The sequence below is a fragment of the Bacillus pretiosus genome, assembly GCF_052947655.1.
Genome location: NZ_CM129593.1, coordinates 3,894,389 through 3,913,251, shown reverse-complemented (window position 1 = coordinate 3,913,251; position 18,863 = coordinate 3,894,389). Strand labels below are relative to the sequence as shown.

At 35.5% G+C, this 18,863-nt stretch carries 19 protein-coding genes and 2 riboswitches; of the genes, 10 read left to right on the top strand and 9 right to left on the bottom strand.

All coding sequences use genetic code 11. The features are described from left to right. Positions 1–208 precede the first annotated feature (208 nt). The 3 genes from ptsG to ptsP all read left to right on the top strand — a co-directional run bounded on the left by ptsG (position 209) and on the right by ptsP (position 4,384). The gene (gene ptsG / locus ACU8YW_RS19925) at positions 209–2,272 is read left to right on the top strand and encodes a PTS glucose transporter subunit IIABC (protein ID WP_000473194.1); all 2,064 of its coding nucleotides are present in this window, start codon (positions 209–211) and stop codon (positions 2,270–2,272) included. A gap of 136 nt (positions 2,273–2,408) precedes the next feature. After that, positions 2,409–2,672: a phosphocarrier protein HPr gene (gene ptsH / locus ACU8YW_RS19920; RefSeq protein WP_000411080.1), complete on the top strand. Its 264-nt coding sequence runs from the start codon at positions 2,409–2,411 to the stop codon at positions 2,670–2,672. Then, the gene (gene ptsP / locus ACU8YW_RS19915; RefSeq protein ID WP_000174214.1) at positions 2,672–4,384 is read left to right on the top strand and encodes a phosphoenolpyruvate--protein phosphotransferase; all 1,713 of its coding nucleotides are present in this window, start codon (positions 2,672–2,674) and stop codon (positions 4,382–4,384) included. The genes ptsH and ptsP overlap by 1 nt, the downstream gene beginning before the upstream one ends. A 97-nt stretch (positions 4,385–4,481) precedes the next feature. Here the strand turns inward: ptsP and ACU8YW_RS19910 are convergent, their stop codons facing one another. From ACU8YW_RS19910 to ACU8YW_RS19900, 3 genes are all read right to left on the bottom strand, one after another. After that, positions 4,482–4,850, bottom strand: a complete 369-nt coding sequence (locus ACU8YW_RS19910) for a DUF3915 domain-containing protein (RefSeq protein ID WP_088064341.1) — start codon at positions 4,848–4,850, stop codon at positions 4,482–4,484. Between the two features lie 196 nt (positions 4,851–5,046). Continuing rightward, complete coding sequence (locus ACU8YW_RS19905; protein WP_098857187.1) at positions 5,047–5,265, bottom strand: hypothetical protein; 219 nt, start codon at positions 5,263–5,265, stop codon at positions 5,047–5,049. A gap of 345 nt (positions 5,266–5,610) precedes the next feature. Continuing rightward, positions 5,611–6,228: a nitroreductase family protein gene (locus ACU8YW_RS19900; protein ID WP_000180385.1), complete on the bottom strand. Its 618-nt coding sequence runs from the start codon at positions 6,226–6,228 to the stop codon at positions 5,611–5,613. A gap of 330 nt (positions 6,229–6,558) precedes the next feature. Between ACU8YW_RS19900 and ACU8YW_RS19895 the strand changes: the two genes are divergently transcribed. The 4 genes from ACU8YW_RS19895 to ACU8YW_RS19880 all read left to right on the top strand — a co-directional run bounded on the left by ACU8YW_RS19895 (position 6,559) and on the right by ACU8YW_RS19880 (position 10,299). Further along, positions 6,559–7,851: a GGDEF domain-containing protein gene (locus tag ACU8YW_RS19895; RefSeq protein ID WP_142291805.1), complete on the top strand. Its 1,293-nt coding sequence runs from the start codon at positions 6,559–6,561 to the stop codon at positions 7,849–7,851. Positions 7,852–7,941: 90 nt separating this feature from the next. Continuing rightward, on the top strand, positions 7,942–9,078 hold the full coding sequence (locus tag ACU8YW_RS19890; RefSeq protein ID WP_141542696.1) for a serine hydrolase domain-containing protein: 1,137 nt from the start codon (positions 7,942–7,944) through the stop codon (positions 9,076–9,078). Positions 9,079–9,082: 4 nt separating this feature from the next. Beyond that, positions 9,083–9,961, top strand: coding sequence for an NAD(P)-dependent oxidoreductase (locus ACU8YW_RS19885; RefSeq protein WP_088064338.1), 879 nt, complete (start codon positions 9,083–9,085; stop codon positions 9,959–9,961). Positions 9,962–9,966: 5 nt separating this feature from the next. Continuing rightward, a complete protein-coding gene (locus ACU8YW_RS19880; protein ID WP_087985115.1) occupies positions 9,967–10,299 on the top strand; it encodes a DUF3909 family protein in 333 nt (110 codons plus the stop codon). Positions 10,300–10,350: 51 nt separating this feature from the next. Here ACU8YW_RS19880 and ACU8YW_RS19875 read toward each other — a convergent pair whose 3' ends face one another. From ACU8YW_RS19875 to ACU8YW_RS19850, 6 genes are all read right to left on the bottom strand, one after another. Beyond that, on the bottom strand, positions 10,351–10,626 hold the full coding sequence (locus ACU8YW_RS19875) for a hypothetical protein (protein ID WP_000054671.1): 276 nt from the start codon (positions 10,624–10,626) through the stop codon (positions 10,351–10,353). A 310-nt stretch (positions 10,627–10,936) separates the two neighbouring features. Continuing rightward, positions 10,937–11,449 carry an acireductone dioxygenase gene (mtnD, locus tag ACU8YW_RS19870; protein ID WP_088064337.1) on the bottom strand — a complete coding sequence of 171 codons (513 nt, stop codon included), beginning with the start codon at positions 11,447–11,449 and terminating at the stop codon, positions 10,937–10,939. Then, positions 11,427–12,065 (bottom strand): methylthioribulose 1-phosphate dehydratase, encoded by a 639-nt coding sequence (locus tag ACU8YW_RS19865; RefSeq protein ID WP_000811328.1) that lies wholly within the window; start codon positions 12,063–12,065, stop codon positions 11,427–11,429. The genes mtnD and ACU8YW_RS19865 overlap by 23 nt, the downstream gene beginning before the upstream one ends. Beyond that, positions 12,062–12,721, bottom strand: coding sequence for a 2-hydroxy-3-keto-5-methylthiopentenyl-1-phosphate phosphatase (locus tag ACU8YW_RS19860; RefSeq protein WP_426933843.1), 660 nt, complete (start codon positions 12,719–12,721; stop codon positions 12,062–12,064). Before ACU8YW_RS19860 ends, ACU8YW_RS19865 begins: the two co-directional genes overlap by 4 nt. Beyond that, positions 12,718–13,962 carry a 2,3-diketo-5-methylthiopentyl-1-phosphate enolase gene (mtnW, locus tag ACU8YW_RS19855; RefSeq protein WP_048546215.1) on the bottom strand — a complete coding sequence of 415 codons (1,245 nt, stop codon included), beginning with the start codon at positions 13,960–13,962 and terminating at the stop codon, positions 12,718–12,720. Before mtnW ends, ACU8YW_RS19860 begins: the two co-directional genes overlap by 4 nt. A 64-nt stretch (positions 13,963–14,026) precedes the next feature. Beyond that, positions 14,027–14,132: riboswitch (SAM riboswitch) on the bottom strand. A gap of 64 nt (positions 14,133–14,196) precedes the next feature. Then, positions 14,197–15,375 carry a pyridoxal phosphate-dependent aminotransferase gene (locus ACU8YW_RS19850; RefSeq protein WP_426933842.1) on the bottom strand — a complete coding sequence of 393 codons (1,179 nt, stop codon included), beginning with the start codon at positions 15,373–15,375 and terminating at the stop codon, positions 14,197–14,199. A gap of 14 nt (positions 15,376–15,389) precedes the next feature. Here ACU8YW_RS19850 and ACU8YW_RS19845 point away from each other — a divergent pair, with 14 nt between their 5' ends. From ACU8YW_RS19845 to mtnA, 3 genes are all read left to right on the top strand, one after another. Then, positions 15,390–16,253, top strand: coding sequence for a carbon-nitrogen family hydrolase (locus ACU8YW_RS19845; RefSeq protein WP_141555581.1), 864 nt, complete (start codon positions 15,390–15,392; stop codon positions 16,251–16,253). 71 nt (positions 16,254–16,324) lie between these two features. Next, a riboswitch (SAM riboswitch) is annotated at positions 16,325–16,467 on the top strand. A 91-nt stretch (positions 16,468–16,558) separates the two neighbouring features. Beyond that, positions 16,559–17,740 (top strand): S-methyl-5-thioribose kinase, encoded by a 1,182-nt coding sequence (gene mtnK, locus ACU8YW_RS19840; RefSeq protein ID WP_098115114.1) that lies wholly within the window; start codon positions 16,559–16,561, stop codon positions 17,738–17,740. Beyond that, on the top strand, positions 17,737–18,798 hold the full coding sequence (gene mtnA, locus ACU8YW_RS19835; RefSeq protein WP_426933841.1) for an S-methyl-5-thioribose-1-phosphate isomerase: 1,062 nt from the start codon (positions 17,737–17,739) through the stop codon (positions 18,796–18,798). The genes mtnK and mtnA overlap by 4 nt, the downstream gene beginning before the upstream one ends. Positions 18,799–18,863 lie beyond the last annotated feature (65 nt).

The following is an 18,863-nucleotide window of genomic DNA, read 5'->3' as shown; positions in this document are numbered from 1 at the left end:
TTTGCCTTAATTATAGTGAACTTATACGTAAACCTATTTTTGACACGTGTTACTGATTCGATCAGGCATGAGTGGAGAAAAGCAAGGAATGTAAGCTTGAGAAAGGGATATACTACCCTTTGTATAGCTATCGTTCTATCTTTTTTTCCTCATGTCTTTTTGGCGTTTGTCGGAAGGTATCAATATAGATAAGAGAGGAAGGGTTTCCATGTTTAAGAAGATCTTTGGTGTTCTTCAAAAAGTCGGAAAAGCGTTAATGCTTCCAGTAGCGATTTTACCGGCAGCAGGTATTTTACTTGGATTTGGTAATGCATTTCAAAATCCACAGTTAACAAATGTTATTCCTGCTTTAAAAGCAGATTGGTTCGTAATGGTAGCAAAAATTATGGAACAATCTGGTGATATTATTTTCGCGAACCTTGCATTATTATTCGCAGTTGGGGTAGCAATTGGTTTAGCTGGTGGAGACGGAGTAGCTGGATTAGCAGCGTTCGTCGGCTACTTAATTATGAACAAAACGATGAGTGTGTTCTTAGAAGTAGATAAGCTAGTGAAAGTAACAAGCTCTGGAGCAGACCCAGTAAAAATTGGATTTACAGATCCAGCATATGCAAATGTATTAGGAATTCCAACGCTACAAACGGGAGTGTTTGGTGGTATTATCGTCGGTATAGTAGCGGCATATTGCTACAATAAATACTTCAACATTGAATTACCATCATACTTAGGTTTCTTCGCAGGTAAGCGTTTCGTACCGATCGCAACTGCAACATTCTCTTTAGTAGTAGGTATAATCATGTGTTTCATTTGGCCATACATTCAAGGTGGCTTAAATACGTTCTCACATCAAATGATTGATGCAAATAGAACATTAGCAGCATTCATATTCGGTTTAATTGAACGTTCATTAATTCCATTTGGATTACATCATATTTTCTATTCACCGTTCTGGTTCGAATTCGGTCAGTATACAAATGCAGCTGGCGAATTAATCCGTGGTGACCAAAAAATCTTTATGGCACAGTTAAAAGACGGTGTAGAATTAACAGCAGGTACATTTACAACTGGTAAGTATCCGTTCATGATGTTCGGTCTTCCAGCAGCAGCATTAGCAATGTACCATGAAGCACGTCCAGAAAATAAAAAATTAGCAGCTGGTATTTTAGGTTCTGCTGCATTAACATCTTTCTTAACAGGTATTACAGAACCACTTGAATTTTCATTCTTATTCGTAGCACCAGTACTATTCGGAATTCACGCAGTATTCGCTGGTCTATCATTTATGACAATGCAAATTTTAGGTGTTAAAATTGGTATGACATTCTCTGGTGGTTTAATCGACTTTATGTTATTCGGTGTACTGCCAGGCCGTACAGCATGGTGGTGGGTAATTATTGTTGGTCTTGTACTAGCAGTTATTTACTACTTCGGATTCCGCTTTGCAATCCGTAAATGGGATTTAAAAACACCTGGTCGTGAAGTAGCAAATGCAAATGACGGCGCAGGTAAAACAGAAGCAGGAGAACTTCCACGTGAAGTATTAGTAGCACTTGGTGGTAAAGAAAACATTGCTTCTTTAGACGCTTGTATTACTCGTTTACGTGTTCAAGTTAACGAACAAAAGAATGTAAACAAAGATCGCTTAAAAGAGCTTGGAGCAGCTGGTGTACTTGAAGTTGGAAATAACATTCAAGCTATTTTTGGACCGAAATCTGACACATTAAAATCACAAATTCATGATATTATGTCAGGTCGTACACCTCATGTTGAAAAAGAAGAGCCTGTAAAGGTAGAAGAAACTCCTAAACAAGTTGATGAAAACGAAACAATCGTATCACCAATTGAAGGGAAAATCTTACCGATTACAGAAGTACCTGATCAAGTATTCTCAGGAAAAATGATGGGAGACGGATTTGCAATCGAGCCAACAGAAGGAACAGTAGTTTCTCCAGTTAACGGTGAGATCGTCAACGTATTCCCTACAAAGCATGCGATTGGTATTCAATCTGAAGGCGGAAAAGAAATTTTAATCCACTTCGGTATTGATACTGTAAAATTAAATGGTGAAGGTTTTGAAGCACTTGTAGCACAAGGCGACAAAGTGAAACAAGGACAACCATTATTAAAAGTAGATCTTGCATTTGTAAAAGAAAATGCACCATCTATCATTACACCAATTGTCTTTACGAATTTACAACAAGGACAACAAGTCGAATTGAAAAAAGATGGAAATGTTAAGAAGGGCGAAAACGCTATTATTGACATTCAGTAGGAATTTGACGCAAAATGTTTATAATTATAATAGGCGATGTGGTTGACCGAACATCGCCTATTATATACAATAGATGATGTAGTACTCACGTCTATACAACTAAAAAAATACTGTAATTTAAAGGAGATAAATTATCATGGAAAAAATCTTTAAAGTAACTAGCGACTCAGGAATTCATGCTCGTCCAGCAACTCTACTTGTAAACACTGCAAGCAAATTTGGTTCTGACATTAACTTAGAGTATAACGGAAAAAACGTTAACTTAAAATCAATCATGGGCGTTATGTCTTTAGGCATTCAACAAAACGCAGAAATTAAAATCACTGCAAATGGTGATGATGCAGCTCAAGCACTAGCAGCTATCGAAGAAACTATGAAAAACGAAGGATTAGGAGAATAATGACTCTTAACATTCAAGGGATCGCTGCATCAAGTGGGATTGCTATTGCAAAGGCTTTCAGACTTGAGAATCCTGAATTTAACATCGAAAAGAAATCAATTACAAACGAAGCTGCTGAAATTGCACGCTTAGACGCTGCGCTTGAGAAAGCAAAAACTGAATTAGAAGCAATTAAGGACCATGCTTTTGCTGAGCTGGGTGCCGATAAAGCTGCGATCTTTGAAGCACATTTATTAGTGTTAAATGATCCAGAACTAGTAAACCCAGTAAAAGATAAAGTAAATAGTGAAAAAGTAAATGCTGAATTTGCAATGGATGAAGTTGCATCAATGTTTATTTCTATGTTTGAAAACATGGATAACGAATATATGAAAGAACGTGCTGCGGACATTCGTGACGTAACAAAACGCGTTCTTGCACATTTACTAGGAATTAACTTCTCAAACCCTGGTACAATTTCTGAAGAAGTAATCATCATTGCTGAAGATTTAACACCATCTGATACAGCTCAGTTAAACCGTAAGTATGCAAAAGGTTTTACAACTGATATCGGTGGACGTACATCTCACTCTGCAATTATGGCTCGTTCTATGGAAATTCCTGCAGTTGTTGGTACGAAAGTTGTTATGGAGAAAATCCAAAACGGCGATATCGTAATCATCGACGGTTTAGATGGAGAAGTAATTGTAAATCCATCAGAAGAAACTCTTCGTTCTTTTGAAGAAAAGAAAGCGAAATTTGAAGAGCAAAAAACTGAATGGGCAAAATTAAAAGACCAAGCTACTGTAACAAGTGATGGACATCACGTTGAGCTTGTTGCAAATATCGGAACACCAAATGATGTACAAGGTATTATCGATAATGGCGGAGAAGGCGTTGGTTTATACCGTACAGAATTCTTATACATGGGCCGTGACAATCTTCCAACAGAAGAAGAGCAGTTCGAAGCGTATAAAGCAGTTCTTGAAGGTGTAAAAGAAGGTCAACCTGTTGTTGTTCGTACACTTGACATCGGTGGAGATAAAGAGCTTCCATACTTACATTTACCAAAAGAAATGAACCCATTCTTAGGATACCGTGCAATTCGCTTATGTCTTGATGAGCAAGATGTGTTCCGCACACAACTTCGTGCATTACTTCGTGCTAGCGTATACGGTAACTTAAAAATTATGTTCCCAATGATTGCAACTCTTGATGAGTTCCGTCAAGCGAAAGCAATCTTATTAGAAGAGAAAGCGAAACTTGTAGAAGCGGGTACAACTGTTTCTGATTCTATTGAAGTCGGTATGATGGTTGAAATCCCAGCTTCAGCAGTATTAGCAGATCAATTCGCAAAAGAAGTTGATTTCTTCTCTATCGGAACAAATGACTTAATCCAATACACAATGGCTGCAGACCGTATGAACGAACAAGTAGCTTACTTATACCAACCATATAACCCATCTATTTTACGTCTTGTAAAAATGGTTATCGATGCGGCTCATAAAGAAGGCAAATGGGCTGGTATGTGTGGTGAGATGGCGGGAGATTCACTTGCTATCCCATTATTATTAGGATTAGGTTTAGATGAGTTCAGTATGAGTGCAACATCTATTCTTCCTGCAAGAACACAACTAAGCAAGTTGTCAAAAGCAGAAATGGAAACATTAGCAGAAAAAGCATTAATGATGTCAACTGCAGAAGAAGTTGTTGAACTAGTTAAAAGCATATAATCAATAAAAAAACCTGAGTCGATTTGAAATCGGTCTCAGGTTTTTTCTATGAGAAAAGTAAATCTTATTTTCTTACTATAGAGGATAAGGAACGGAATTAGATAGCGATAGCAACGATATCAGTTGGGCATACACGTAAAATACCAGTAAAAGTATTTCGATTTTGATTGTTCTTATCGTCTTTATTATTATCTTTATCGTCTTTGTTATTACGAGCTAAAGCAGAGAAAAGAGCAACGCCGTTAGCGAAACCTTCAAAAATTACATTGTTGAATGTTCCGTTACCTCTAATGCTTAAAAGAGAAAGTTCTGTTCCAACTGAAATGTTAGCAAGCACGTTACATACAGCAGGTCGTTGTGGTCTAACTTCCTCTCTCTCTTTCTCGCGATGGTCACGATGGTCGCACTCTCTTTCACGATGATGACAGTCTCTAAAGTTATCACAGCATCCAAATGATCCAAACATAATCCTCATCACCCCCTTCACACTTATAATCTATGTAAGTTCGGTAGTGAGTGACTGGACAGAGAGTGGAATTTTTTCTGGGGGATTTTCTCATTTTAAAAGACTAGCTGGGTGTTTAGTACGGAATGATGTTTAAAATAGGGGAAATATCACAAAAAAGTGTAAAGACCACCGAAATGAATGAAATAGGTAGGCTTTACACTTTTTTACTTTTATATAAAACGATGATATATACAGGGAGAGCTAAGAGTAGTGGTGCAATGGATCTTGCAGTATATTTTTCTGCGTCTAATTTGAACGCTTCTTCTTTTGGGAATTGTAACACTGATATGTTTGTAGCATCGCCAATAAAATATAACAGCAGTACAGTTACTATGTAACTTAAAAGTGCGATAAAGCTTCCGTATGAACTCAATGAAAATCCCTCTCTTGTTATCTATTTGTTATCATTGTATCATAATTGTAACAAAAACACACGGTTATATTTCGATACTTTAACAAAATTCGACACGAAACGCCATTTATGTGTATGGGAATAGCATGAAGTTTACTGTTTTTTTATGTATAGATGTCGAATAATACATTGTAATATTACGGATGTGTGACAGGATAAAAAAGAAACGAAGGTAATGAAATTACCTTCGTTTCTTTTTTATTCTGTATTAAAGAGCAGTAAGCCCCCCACCTCAAAATTCAGCGAAAGCAAAGAAGTTAGGCGGAGGATTAACTGTCCATAAAAACCGATTATAGTTTCACTTTATTATTTTGCCCATTCACTCACTTGTTCTACGCTCATTCGTGGTGCAGGATGACCTTTTAAAGTTGATTCACCAATTGTAATAAGCATAATTGGTACGTAACGGGATGAAACATTGAATTCTTCTGTAAGTGCTTGTGGGTTGAAACCACCAATAGCACAAGTATCCCAGCCAGTTGCTTTAGCCGCAAGCATAAGTTGCATTGCTGCTAAAGATGCATTTGAAAAGGCTGCATCTCTTGGAAATTGCTCACGAGCATATGCAGACTCAATATTTTTAGCTAAGCGTTCTTTTGCTTCTTCTTTCATAAATCCTTGTTCTACAATTGGACCATAAACTGGTTCAACGTTTTTATAAGCTTCTAAATCACCTAAAATAGCGACTACAGCAGAAGCATCAAGTATTTGTTGCTGGTTATAAGCAATTGGATGCAATCGTTTCTGTACATCTTCACCTTGGAATACAAGGAATTTCCAGTGCTGCAAGTTCCAAGCAGAAGGTGCTTGAGCAGCTCCCTTTAAAATCTCGTGTAACTCTGTAGATGAAATTTCTTTCTCTGGGTTGAATGCACGTGTAGATGTGCGTTCGTATAGAACATTAAAAAAGTTGTCGTTTGTCATTATATATCCTCCAAGTAACATATCAAATTATAAAAAAATACATGTAATATATTCTACTTACATTTTGTAAGTTGTCGAATTTAAGAATATAATATCTTTATTTTAATTGTCAAGTTTTAAAGAGGAAGCTAGGGCATTCATACAAACGATACAATTCCTATAATCATACACTAGAAAAGGAATTTATAGAGAAAAAGCGAAGAGAGCATTCTCAATTAGCTTGTTAATATGTATCCCTCACTCATTAAAGTATTTAGAGAACAGTCTTTTTATAAAATGTTTGTGAGGAATGCAGTAGAACAAGATATATGAAGTGAGTGAAGACTAGTGATGAACATACTACATTTTTTATTAGAGAATACGGTTTTCCAAAATGTATTACAAGATCTTCAGTTAAATGTCCTTTATATAGAAAATGGATGTACACATCAACAAACGATAGAAAATATTCATCCAAAATGTATGTTTATAGCAAATAGTTTTGAAGAAGGAGAATTATTGTTTCAGAGAACAAAACCACATATTGTAATTATGTATGTAACAGAGTTTTCTCAAATAAAATATATAAAGAATATGTATAATCCACAGAGTACATTTATTGTCATTTGGGATCAACAGATAACAAGCGAGTTTGCAGAGGTGCTTACGTTAGGAATACGTAATATTGTGATAGCTCCTGTGACTCCACAAATGGTGTTAGAGGAAGTGAATAAGAGTTTGTATCAGCTTTCTTTAGTGCGGCAAGTAAGTTTGCAACAAGAATTACTTCAAACGATGTTTGATTTTCAAAATGATCTATTATTTATAGTAGAAGACGATGAGATTGTTGATTGTAATACAAATTTTTTAGAGTTTTTCGGATATGAAAATTTATTTGCCTATCGTGAGCAACATTTAGTATTTGCTGAACATTTTATTAGAGAAAACGGATACTATTCAACAACTCACGATATAACATGGTTAGATGATACATTATCATATGATAGAAGAATTAAGATGTCCAATTATGAAGGGGAAGTGTCAACTTTTTTATTGCGCGCGACACCACTGCCAGAAGATTTATCAAGATTTATTGTGAAGTGTACAGAGATTACAGAATTAGATGAAATCTATCAAGAACAAGAAAGGCTTGCTATGATAGATTCGTTAACAGAGATTTATAATCGTTTGAAGTTCCAACAAATACTAGAGGCAGAATGGGATAATGCAATGCGTAACGATGAAAAAATAGCACTTATTTTATTTGACATAGATAATTTTAAAATAGTAAATGACACGTATGGCCATGATTTTGGTGACTTAGCATTAATTCAGCTTGCAGAGCTTATGAAATCTAAAGTGGAGCAGCAACATGTATTTGCAAGGTGGGGAGGAGAAGAATTTATTATATTAGTAACTAACACAGTAGAAAAAGAAGCATTTCAGGTTGCGGAATCATTACGATTTTTCATTGAAACAAAGCAGTTCTCCGGAATTTCGAAATTAACAGCGAGTTTTGGAGTTGCGTTATATGAACAAGGGATTACAAGAGAAGAATTAATGCAACGAGCGGATATTGCATTATATGAAGCGAAAAAAAATGGAAAAAATCAAGTGTGTGTATATAGAAAAGAAAAAATGTAATTTTTCGCAACAAATTGTTGCGATTTTTTTTTATTGTTTGATAATAGAATAGGGGGACAATTTTTAGCGAAGGAATTATGGAGGATTAATATGATAAAAAAAGTAATGGTCATGGCTTCACTGTCTGCTATAGTTGGCGGCGGAGTATACTATTTTCTTGTTAACCCCAATATAAAGGAAAACACTGTATTAACAACTAAAGTGAATCCTACTATTGAAACGGAAGTACAAGGGAATATAGAAGAAAAAGAAGAGCAACAAATTGATTATGTTAGCATATCTCAAAAATTAGATCAATATTTAGTCGGAAAGCAATTCAATGGAACAGTTTTGGTAACAGATAAAGAGCATGTTATATTGAATAAAGGATATGGGTATGCTGATGTTCAAAATAAAATAGAAAATACGCCTCACACAAAATATCGTATCGGTTCTATTACGAAAACAGTTGTTGCCACATCTATTTTACAGCTGCAAGAACAAGGGAAATTGAATATTCAAGATAATGTAAATAAATATATTCCTTCATTTCCGGAGAATAAAAATATTACGCTGTATCATTTATTAACGCATACCTCTGGTTTACCTGAACATGCAAAAGGCAATGTTAATGCTGCTTCCCGTTTACAGTTAATTAATTGGATTGGACGTCAAAATTTAGAATTTCCTGCAGGAACAGGTTGGAGATATACAGATTATAATTATATGGTGCTTGCTTATATAATAGAACATATATCGAAAAAACCTTTAGGAGATTACATAAAAGAAAACATATTTGTAAAAGCAGATATGTATGAATCTGGTATGGGAAATATGGTACCTGGAGATAAAAATTTTACAAAGGGTTATGTGAAAAAAAATCAAGAGCTTGTACCAGCGCAGAAGTTAGGCATGGATTGGCTATATGGTTGTGGTGAGATGTATACGACAGTTGGAGATATGAAGAAATTAGACGAAGCAATTATAAATGGAAAACTTCTTTCTGAACAAAGTATACAAGCAATGTTTTCACCTTCAGCAGAACGGAAATATGCATTTAGTTTTTATATATATCCAGATTATTTTCATAATCATGGTGTATTATCTGGTTGGAACACTTTCAATAATTTTAATAAAGAAAAAGGAACTTTTGTTATGTTATTTTCAAATGTGAAAAATAGTATGGATGATGACTTTAATAAAGAGTTCCGAAAGATGGTAAATGATTTATTAGAACAAAGGGGATGAGAAAATGGAACATAAAACTTTATCAATAGGTTTCATTGGTATTGGCGTAATGGGAAAAAGTATGGTTTATCACTTAATGCAAGATGGTCATAAAGTATATGTATATAATAGAACGAAAGCAAAAACAGATTCTTTAGTGCAAGATGGTGCACATTGGTGTGATACACCGAAAGAGTTAGTGAAGCAAGTTGATGTTGTAATGACGATGGTTGGGTATCCACATGATGTAGAAGAAGTATACTTTGGGATAGATGGAATTTTGGAGAATGCAAATGAAGGCACGATAGCAATTGATTTCACGACATCTACACCAACATTGGCAAAACGTATTAACGAAACCGGTAAAAGTAAGAATGTATATACGTTAGATGCGCCTGTATCTGGAGGAGACGTTGGTGCGAAAGAAGCAAGGCTCGCAATTATGGTCGGTGGCGAAAAAGAAATATATGAAAAATGTTTACCGTTATTTGAAAAACTAGGGACAAATATTCAGTTGCAAGGACCAGCTGGAAGTGGACAACATACAAAAATGTGCAATCAAATTGCGATTGCTTCTAACATGATTGGAGTATGTGAAGCTGTTGCTTATGCGAAAAAAGCTGGACTAGACCCAGATAAAGTATTAGAGAGTATTTCAACGGGAGCAGCAGGTAGCTGGTCATTGAGTAACTTAGCTCCCCGAATGTTAAAGGGAGATTTTGAACCAGGGTTTTATGTAAAGCATTTTATGAAAGATATGAAGATAGCTTTAGATGAGGCTGAAAAATTGCAATTGCCAGTGCCAGGTTTAAGTTTGGCGAAGGAATTGTATGAGGAGTTAATGAAAGATGGGGAAGAGAATAGCGGAACACAAGTTTTATACAAAAAATACATAAGGGGGTAAATGAGATGGATCTTCAAAAATTTGATGAGATGATTGATACTGTTCAGCGAACAACTTGTATACAAATTAGTGCAAAACAAAAAGAAGCTTTTAAACAAAAATATGATTTTGAGCCGGAATTCGAATATGGAAGAGATGAGAAGGGGCATTATGTTATTCGAGCTTCAAAAAAGATGTTAGAAGAAATGGATTTTTATTTGGCATTGAAATATGATCGAGATGGGGTTGATCTTTATATGCAAGCAGAGATTGACGGTATATGTCACGTATCTGTTAGCTATAGTGAAGATGTCCTACATTTACAAGAATTGTTTCAATTTCTAGAAGAAAATAAATAAAAGTCCTCATTTGAGGACTTTTATTTATTTAGGTATATTTAATTTTTATAATTATAAGCTAGAAGCTCGGCGGCATCGTTCAATTGGGAATGGAATAACTTGCGCGATGTGATTAGGACCAAATTGTTTTGCACGAGCATGGCGTACTATATAAAATGCACACAGAATTGAAACAGGAATAGCGCCGAATAAACCGAAAAATAAAGCGCTTACACAAGATGCGACAAAACCTAAAACACCAACTTCTAACTCTTCCATAATAGCTCCTAGAATAACAGGAAGTGCTCCACACGTAACCCCTAGTATAAGTGCGATAAGTAAACTCATGATTATCCCCCTCTGTTTGCGATATTCTTTTCCTTTTTATTTAATAGTAGTATACCATACGTAAAACAGAATTTTCAGAAAAAATTCAAAAAAAGTTCAATAAATGTTCAAAAAGTGTTCAGAAATACACTTAAAAAATAGAAGGGGGAGGTTGTTTTTTTTGAACGAAAGGAATCGTATAGTTAGGTACATAAAAAATCAGGCTTATTTCATTTTTTGAAATAAGCCTGTTCCATAGGAGGATGTATATATGTAGAGTGAATAAAAGGTTGGAAAAGGGGATCCAAGTCCTTTTATTCAACTAACTACCTTAATAAATTGGAACCCAGCCTTCAGTTGTAACAAAAATACGAATAGCTACAACTTGACGATCATCTTGCAAGGTAAAATAGTGTCTTGCATTTTCTGGAACAGATATGAGATCGCCTGGCTCAAGTTCAACGTCAAAGAATTTGCCATCTTTTCCTTCAATGGCAAAGATGCCATGTCCACTAACAATAAAGCGAACTTCATCATCGGTATGATGGTGTTCTTTTTGGAAATTAATTAATAATTCGTCAAGGTTAGGTGTGCTATTTGAAAGTGAAATTACATCATGTGCTTTATAACCTCGGCGCGCTGAAACATCAGCGATTTCTTTTGAAAACACAGCTAATATTTCAGCCTTGTTTTCATCTGTTAACGAATAATTTTCATTTAAATAAGTAGGAAGTTTAGAGATGTTCCATTTCTCATATAAAACGCCTTCCTCTTGTAGAAATTTAGATACTTCTACTTCATTTTCTATGCGAGTATTTACTTCATGAATACGAATTTGCACCATTAGAAACGCCTCCTTGAATTGATAATAGTTTTATATGAAATTGGAATAAAAACTCATAAGCTTCTAATCTTTTCTTTGCATCAAAGCTATCTCGGCCCCATACGGTAATACCGTGGTTACGAATTAATACTGCTCCCGAATCTCCTTGTATGTGCTTTCGGAAGTTTTCTCCAAGCGTTGGGATATGGGCATGGTTTTCGATAATAGGAATGTGAATTGTTGCACCTTCTTCCCAAATATCGAGAGCTTTAATAATTTCTTGATTTTGAAGGGTGACTGCATCACTATATAAATTTGTGATGACATTATTATCAGTTGTATGAACATGAAGTACGCACCCAGCATTCGTATTGTTATAAATATGTGTATGCAATATTGTTTCTGCTGAAGGGCGTAATTCAGTCTCTAATACGGGAACCCCTAGATGATCTACTAATAGAAAATCATCTGGAGTAGTTTTTGTTTTATCTTTACCACTTGCTGTAATAAGAAAAGTAAGTGGCTCATGACTAACCTTTATAGAAATATTACCACTCGTTGCTGGAAACCAATTTCGTGTTGTTAATTCTTTTTTTATCTCGCTTAAGTCATACCATTGACGAAAAAGTTGTTTCATGATTTCACCTCCAACAAATGTTTTAATTGGGTTTGAACATCGTGAAATGTTTCAAACGGTGTATAAGCAATATAATTCTCTTCACACTTTGTAATAAGGAAGTCGCGAGCGAATACTTTATCTGCTTGTTTCGCAGCTTGTAAATCAGTAATTGAATCACCAATCACAATATGGAAGTCATTCGTATCACTTAACTTACGGATTAAAGATGATTTGCATAATCCGCAATGATTTTGACAATGATGATCACAAGGATGAGGCCACTTAACTGTAATGAATTCACTTGAAAAGTCTGTTTCATTACAGTAAATTTGCTCTTTTGGAATGATTCCTTGTAAGAGTGGATAGACGAAGAAATCCATTCCACCTGATATAACGTAAAAAGAAATGTTATTTTCATTTACAAATTGTATAAATTCATGAAAACCACTACGGATTTCAGCAGTTTTTATTAAAAATTGAATCATATCATCGTGTAGACTAGTAGGTATTAATTGAAATAATTGAGAAACACCTTCTTGAATAGACAGCTCTTGTGATAAAATTCTATTCTTTACTTCTTCGGCTTCTGGTGGTGCGAATTTTTCCATAATGGACATAATGTTATCATTATTTGTAATCGTGCCATCGAAATCACAAAATATTTGAATACTCATAATTTCACCCCATGAGAGGGATTTCCCCATATTTGTAGTGCACTATGCAAATTTATGTCATCTACTTCATGGAGTGGTGTATTTTGCAAAGTAGCATTAATTGCAGTACGGAAAGCTTTACCGCCCCCTTGCGCCCCACTTGGATGTCCATGTATCCCGCCGCCAGCATTAATAACAACATCTTTACCGAAATCTCGTAGAATAAAGGGAACGAAACCAGGGTGAATACCAGCAGACGGAACAGAAAAACTCTTCTTGAAAAATGCATCGTCTTCAGTTAAATGTTTTGAGATGGCAAGAGCCTCCTCTTTTTCTAGTGCAACACTTCCGTATGGAGATGGGAATAATGAAAAGTCAGCCCCAGCATAACGTAGTAGCTTTCCTAGTAATAATGGAGAGGAAACTCCATATAACTTGGATGATGAATAAGCACCACTTACAGCAGGGTGTGCCATAATAGGAACTGGGATTTCATCATCTTCTGCAAGTGATTGTAGTACATCTAGTCCGTAAGCAAATACATTAAATAATAGAATATCTGCCCCAGCTTGCACTGCGCGTTTCGCATTTTCTTTTAAATCAAAAGTTCGTCCTGTTAAATTTACGGCATATAACGTTTTATGTCCGTATGTTTCATATACGGATTGTAAAACTTCTTTTCCAGATACAATGCGTTTCGTAAGTGGTGTTAATGTATTCTCAAATAATATTTCATCATCTTTTACTATATCTACACCACCAATTGCTTGATCGCGTAATTGCGTTTTTAAATACCCAATATTTCGTCCAATCATTCCTTTAAAAATACTCATTAAAAGGGGACGCTCATGCACTTGTAAAAGATTTCGAATACCATCTATCCCGAATTTTGGACCAGGGAAATATTGTTTTAACTCGTCTGAAAATGTTAAGTCGATTAATTTCACTTCACCATCAAGTGATAGCTTTCCGAATGTAGTTGTTAAAATTGCTGGTAAGTCCGGACTGAAGTTTAATAACGGATATTCGATTTTAATAATCCCGCGTTTAACTTTTTTACGTAAATAAGAATTGGTATGTTCTTGTTCAGCTAGTTCCTCAACATGAATGACGTTGCCTTTATGCTGTTTTAATTGTTCTTGCAATAAGTGTGGCAAATGAGTCCAAGAGCCAATTGTTAAACCGAGTGCAATTTGCTCGGCTTTTTTTTCTAAGTTATGTGAATCATCATGGATTAAATACGTTGCTATAATTCCGCTCATTGTTAAAACCTCCTAGTTAAATAAAAAAACCTCTCAGCTAAGGAGAGGTTTTTTTACAACCAGCTCCTTATCTGTCAGCATAATGCTGCGAGAATTAGCACCGTGTCTACAATTGTAGATCGGTTGCCGGGTTTCGTCGGGCTCGTCCCTCCACCTGCTCTTGATAAGAAGTATTTAGAAATGTTTAAATTTTTAAGATAACTGAATTTTGTCAGATATTTTTCATGTTGTCAATTACTTTTTGAAAAAATTTAATTTATCAATTCGATTAATGGCTTCTCTTAATCTATCTTCTGTATGCAAGAGACCAACACGGACATACCCTTCGCCATGTTCACCAAATCCAACACCAGGAGCAACTGCAACGTGTGCTTTTTCTAGTAAAATATTAGAAAATTGCTCAGATGTATATCCTTTCGGAACAGGAAGCCATGCAAAGAATGAGCCTGTTGGAATGTCTACATTCCAACCAATTGAGTGACAAGCTGAAACAAGAGCGTTTCTTCGAGATTCGTAACTATTTACAAGGTCTATTACGCAAGACTGTGAACTTAATAGTGCTTCGCGGGCAGCATCTTGAACTGCACCAAAAATACTAACATACATATGATCTTGTAATAAGTTAATTGTCTCAATCACACTTTCATTCCCCACAGCAAAAGCGATGCGCCATCCAGCCATATTGAAAGTTTTCGATAGAGTGTAAATTTCAATACCTGTATTTTTAGCACCGTCTGCTTGCAAGAAACTAACAGGTTTTTGACCATCGAATCCAATAGCACCGTAAGCAAAATCATGAACGACTAATATATTATGTTCATTAGCAAAATGAATGGTTTCATCAAAGAAACCTTTTGATGCAGTAGCACCGGTAGGATTATTTGGATAGTTTAAAAACATTAACTTTGCACGCTTAGCGGTAGTGGCATCAATTTTTGTATAATCTGGTAAAAAATTATTTTCTGTAATAAGCGGCATTGTTTCAAATTGTGCTTTTGCTAAAGCAACTCCTGATAAATAATCTGGATAGCCTGGATCTGGAACGAGAATAGTATCACCAGGGTTTGTAAAACAAAGTGGTAATTCTACTAATCCAGCTTTTCCACCAAACAAAATAGCAACTTCTGTTTTTGGATTTACTACTACATCATATTCGCGTTGATAGAATGTTGCCACGGCTTCTTTTAAACTTTCGTGTCCGCGAAATGGTGGGTATTTATGATGAATGGTCTTTTCAGCAGCATCTTGTAAAGCTTTTACGATATGCTGCGGTGTTGGTTGATCTGGATTACCTTGACCTAGATTAATAACATCGTGACCATCTGCAACGACTTTGTTAACTTTTGCAACAAGTGAAGCAAAAAATTGTGTAGGCAATGATGTTACTATCTCAGAAGGTTGAAATAATTTCATACTTTCCACCTCTTTTGAAAGTTGTTACAATTCTAGTGACAAATGATATAATCTTTCCAGTATTTTGTAAAGAAAAAATTAAGAATGGGGCTGACAAAATGAAAGTCGCATGTATTCAAATGGATATTGTCTTTGGAGATGTAGAAAAAAATATTGAGAATGCTAAAAATAAAATAAGCGAAGCGATGAAGGAAAGACCAGATGTGATTGTCTTACCAGAACTATGGACAACGGGATATGATTTAACGAGGCTTACTGAAATTGCAGATAGGGATGGATTGCAAACGAAAGAAAAGCTGAAAGAATGGTCGAAGCAATATGGTGTACATATTGTCGGTGGGTCTATAGCGAAGCAAACAGAGCAAGGTGTTACAAATACAATGTATGTGGTAAACAAGGAAGGAGAACTGGTCAATGAATATAGTAAAGTGCATTTATTTCAGCTTATGGATGAACATAAATATTTAATCGCTGGAAATAGTACAGGTGAATTTAAGTTAGATGATGTAGAGTGCGCCGGCACAATTTGTTATGATATTCGTTTTCCAGAGTGGATGCGCGTTCATACTGCGAAAGGTGCAAAAGTTTTATTTGTTGTAGCAGAATGGCCATTGGTTCGTTTAGCGCATTGGCGTTTGTTATTGCAAGCAAGAGCAGTTGAAAATCAGTGTTATGTTGTTGCATGTAATAGGGCAGGAAAGGATCCGAATAATGAGTTTGCCGGTCATTCTTTAATTGTCGATCCTTGGGGCGAATTTGTTGTAGAAGCGAATGAAGAAGAATCAATTTTATTTGGAGAGCTTCATTTTGAGAAAATTAAAGAAGTACGCAAAGGAATTCCAGTTTTTGCAGATCGTCGTCCAGAATTATACAAATAAAATGTTGACAAGTGATTTTTATTCTTGGTATAGTCTTCAACATAAAGTTAAAAATTCAAAAAATTATACAACTCTTATCAAGAGCAGGTGGAGGGATTTGGCCCGATGAAGCCCAGCAACCGACCGTAATACCATTGTGAAATGGGGCGTTTATTTACGCCAAAAGGCACGGTGCTAATTCCAGCAGAAAGTAAATCTTTCTGGCAGATAAGAGGGGAGAAGATAAACTTCAAACCTCTTTCTTTGTGGAAAGAGGTTTTTCTACGTCAGAAAAACCTCTGAATTAAAAAAAGGGGGAGAAGACGATGGGATATTATTCATTAACTGAAACGACAGTTATACAATATGCGAAAGAACACGGTTATTTTGAAAAGAAAGCAAATGTAGTTTGTCATGAAATTGGAGATGGAAATTTAAATTACGTGTTCAAATTAGATGATGGAGAGAAGTCTATTATAATAAAACAAGCACTGCCATATGCGAAAGTAGTTGGTGAGAGCTGGCCACTGTCTATAAAAAGAGCGACGATTGAAAGTAAAGCATTACAAATTTTTGCGAAGTATGTGCCGGAATATGTGCCGGTAGTGTACAGTCATGATGAAGAGTTAGCAGTAACAGTCATAGAAGATCTATCAAGGCTAACAATTACAAGAAAAGGATTAATAGATGGAGAGGAGTACCCGCTTTTATCCCAACATATTGGTCGCTTTCTAGCACATGTGTTGTTTTATACTTCAGATTTCGGTTTACAATCAGAAGAGAAAAGAGTGTTAGATAGTGAATTTGTTAATCCAGATCTTAGTAAAATCACGGAAGATTTAGTGTTTACAGATCCGTTTAGTCATTATGATACGAATGATTATGAACCAGAGTTACAACTAGCGGTGGATGAACTGTGGAGTGACAAAAATTTGAAATTAAAAGTAGCACAGTATAAATATAAATTTTTAACGAGAAAAGAAGCGCTTATTCATGGTGATTTACATACTGGTAGTATTTTTTCATCACCTGCTGAAACGAAAGTAATTGATCCAGAATTTGCAACATATGGTCCATTTGGATTTGATCTTGGCCAATTTATTGCAAATTTATTATTAAATGCACTATCCCGTGAAGAGGAAAAAAGAAGTGTGCTATTTTTCCATATTGAGAAAACATGGAGTTATTTTGTAGAAGCTTTTACGAAGTTATGGATTGGAGAAGGTGTAGAAGCATATACGAAAGAGAAACAATGGTTGCCAATTATTTTGCAAAATATTTTTACGGATGCCGTTGGATTTGCCGGATGTGAGCTTATCCGTAGAACAATTGGCTTAGCGCATGTAGCTGATTTAGATGGAATAGCAAATAAAGAAACGAGGATTCAAGCTAAGAAACAAGCGTTATCCTTAGGTAAAGAACTAATAAAATATGAATCTAAGAGTGCTGATATTCAACTGTTCCGAACATTATTTCAACAGACAGTTTCTGGAGGGATAAAAGCATGAGTACAATTGTTACTGTTCCGAGATCTGTCAGTTGGAAAGGTGATGCCATTGCAGTATTAAATCAAACAAAGTTGCCGCATAGTACAGAATACAAAACATTAACGACGATTGAAGAGGTATGGAAAAGTATTGTCATGCTAGAAGTACGAGGAGCACCTGCAATTGGAATTTTAGCTGCATTTAGCTTGGCACTTGCATCAAAAAAATATAATACTGTACATATGGAAGAATTTCAAAAGAAGTTTAATAGAGATTGTAATTATTTAGGAACGTCACGCCCGACAGCAGTCAATTTATTTTGGGCAATCGATCGTATGAGAGAATCCATTCGAGAAATTACTACAATAAAAGAAGCACAAAAAATATTAGAAGAAGAAGCGCTTCTCATTCAGAAAGAAGATGAAGCGGTATGCCGGAGTATTGGAGAACATGCATTAACATGCTTTAAAGACGGTGATAACATCTTAACAATTTGTAACGCTGGAAGTATTGCAACTGCTAGATATGGTACTGCATTAGCACCGTTTTATATTGGGAAAGAAAAAGGTGTACGTTTACATGCGTATGCGTGTGAAACGAGACCGGTTTTACAAGGCGGGCGTTTAACGACCTGGGAATTAAAACAGGCAAATATTGATGTAACACTTATTACCGATAATACGGCAGCTCATGCTATTCAAACGAAAGAAATAAACGCGATTATTGTAGGAGCGGACCGAATTGTCGCAAATGGAGATACAGCAAATAAAATCGGAACAATGAATTTAGCTATATTAGCAAATTATTTCGATATTCCATTTTACGTTGCAGCTCCGTTATCTACGTTTGATATTACGAAACAAACAGGTACAGAAATTGTTATTGAAGAAAGAGATGAAACCGAAGTTACGAAAATTTTTGGAAAACAAGTGGCGCCAATTGGAACTGATGTTTATAATCCTGCATTTGACGTAACACCGAATGAATTAATTACAGGTATTATTACTGAAAAAGGCATCATATACGGAGATTATAAACGGGAAATTGCATCATTATTTGAAAGACAAGCTAATACATAATAGCTTGTTTTTTTATGCCTAAATGTTTTCTTTTCTCTTATTTATATAATGGAAGGAGGCGGAAA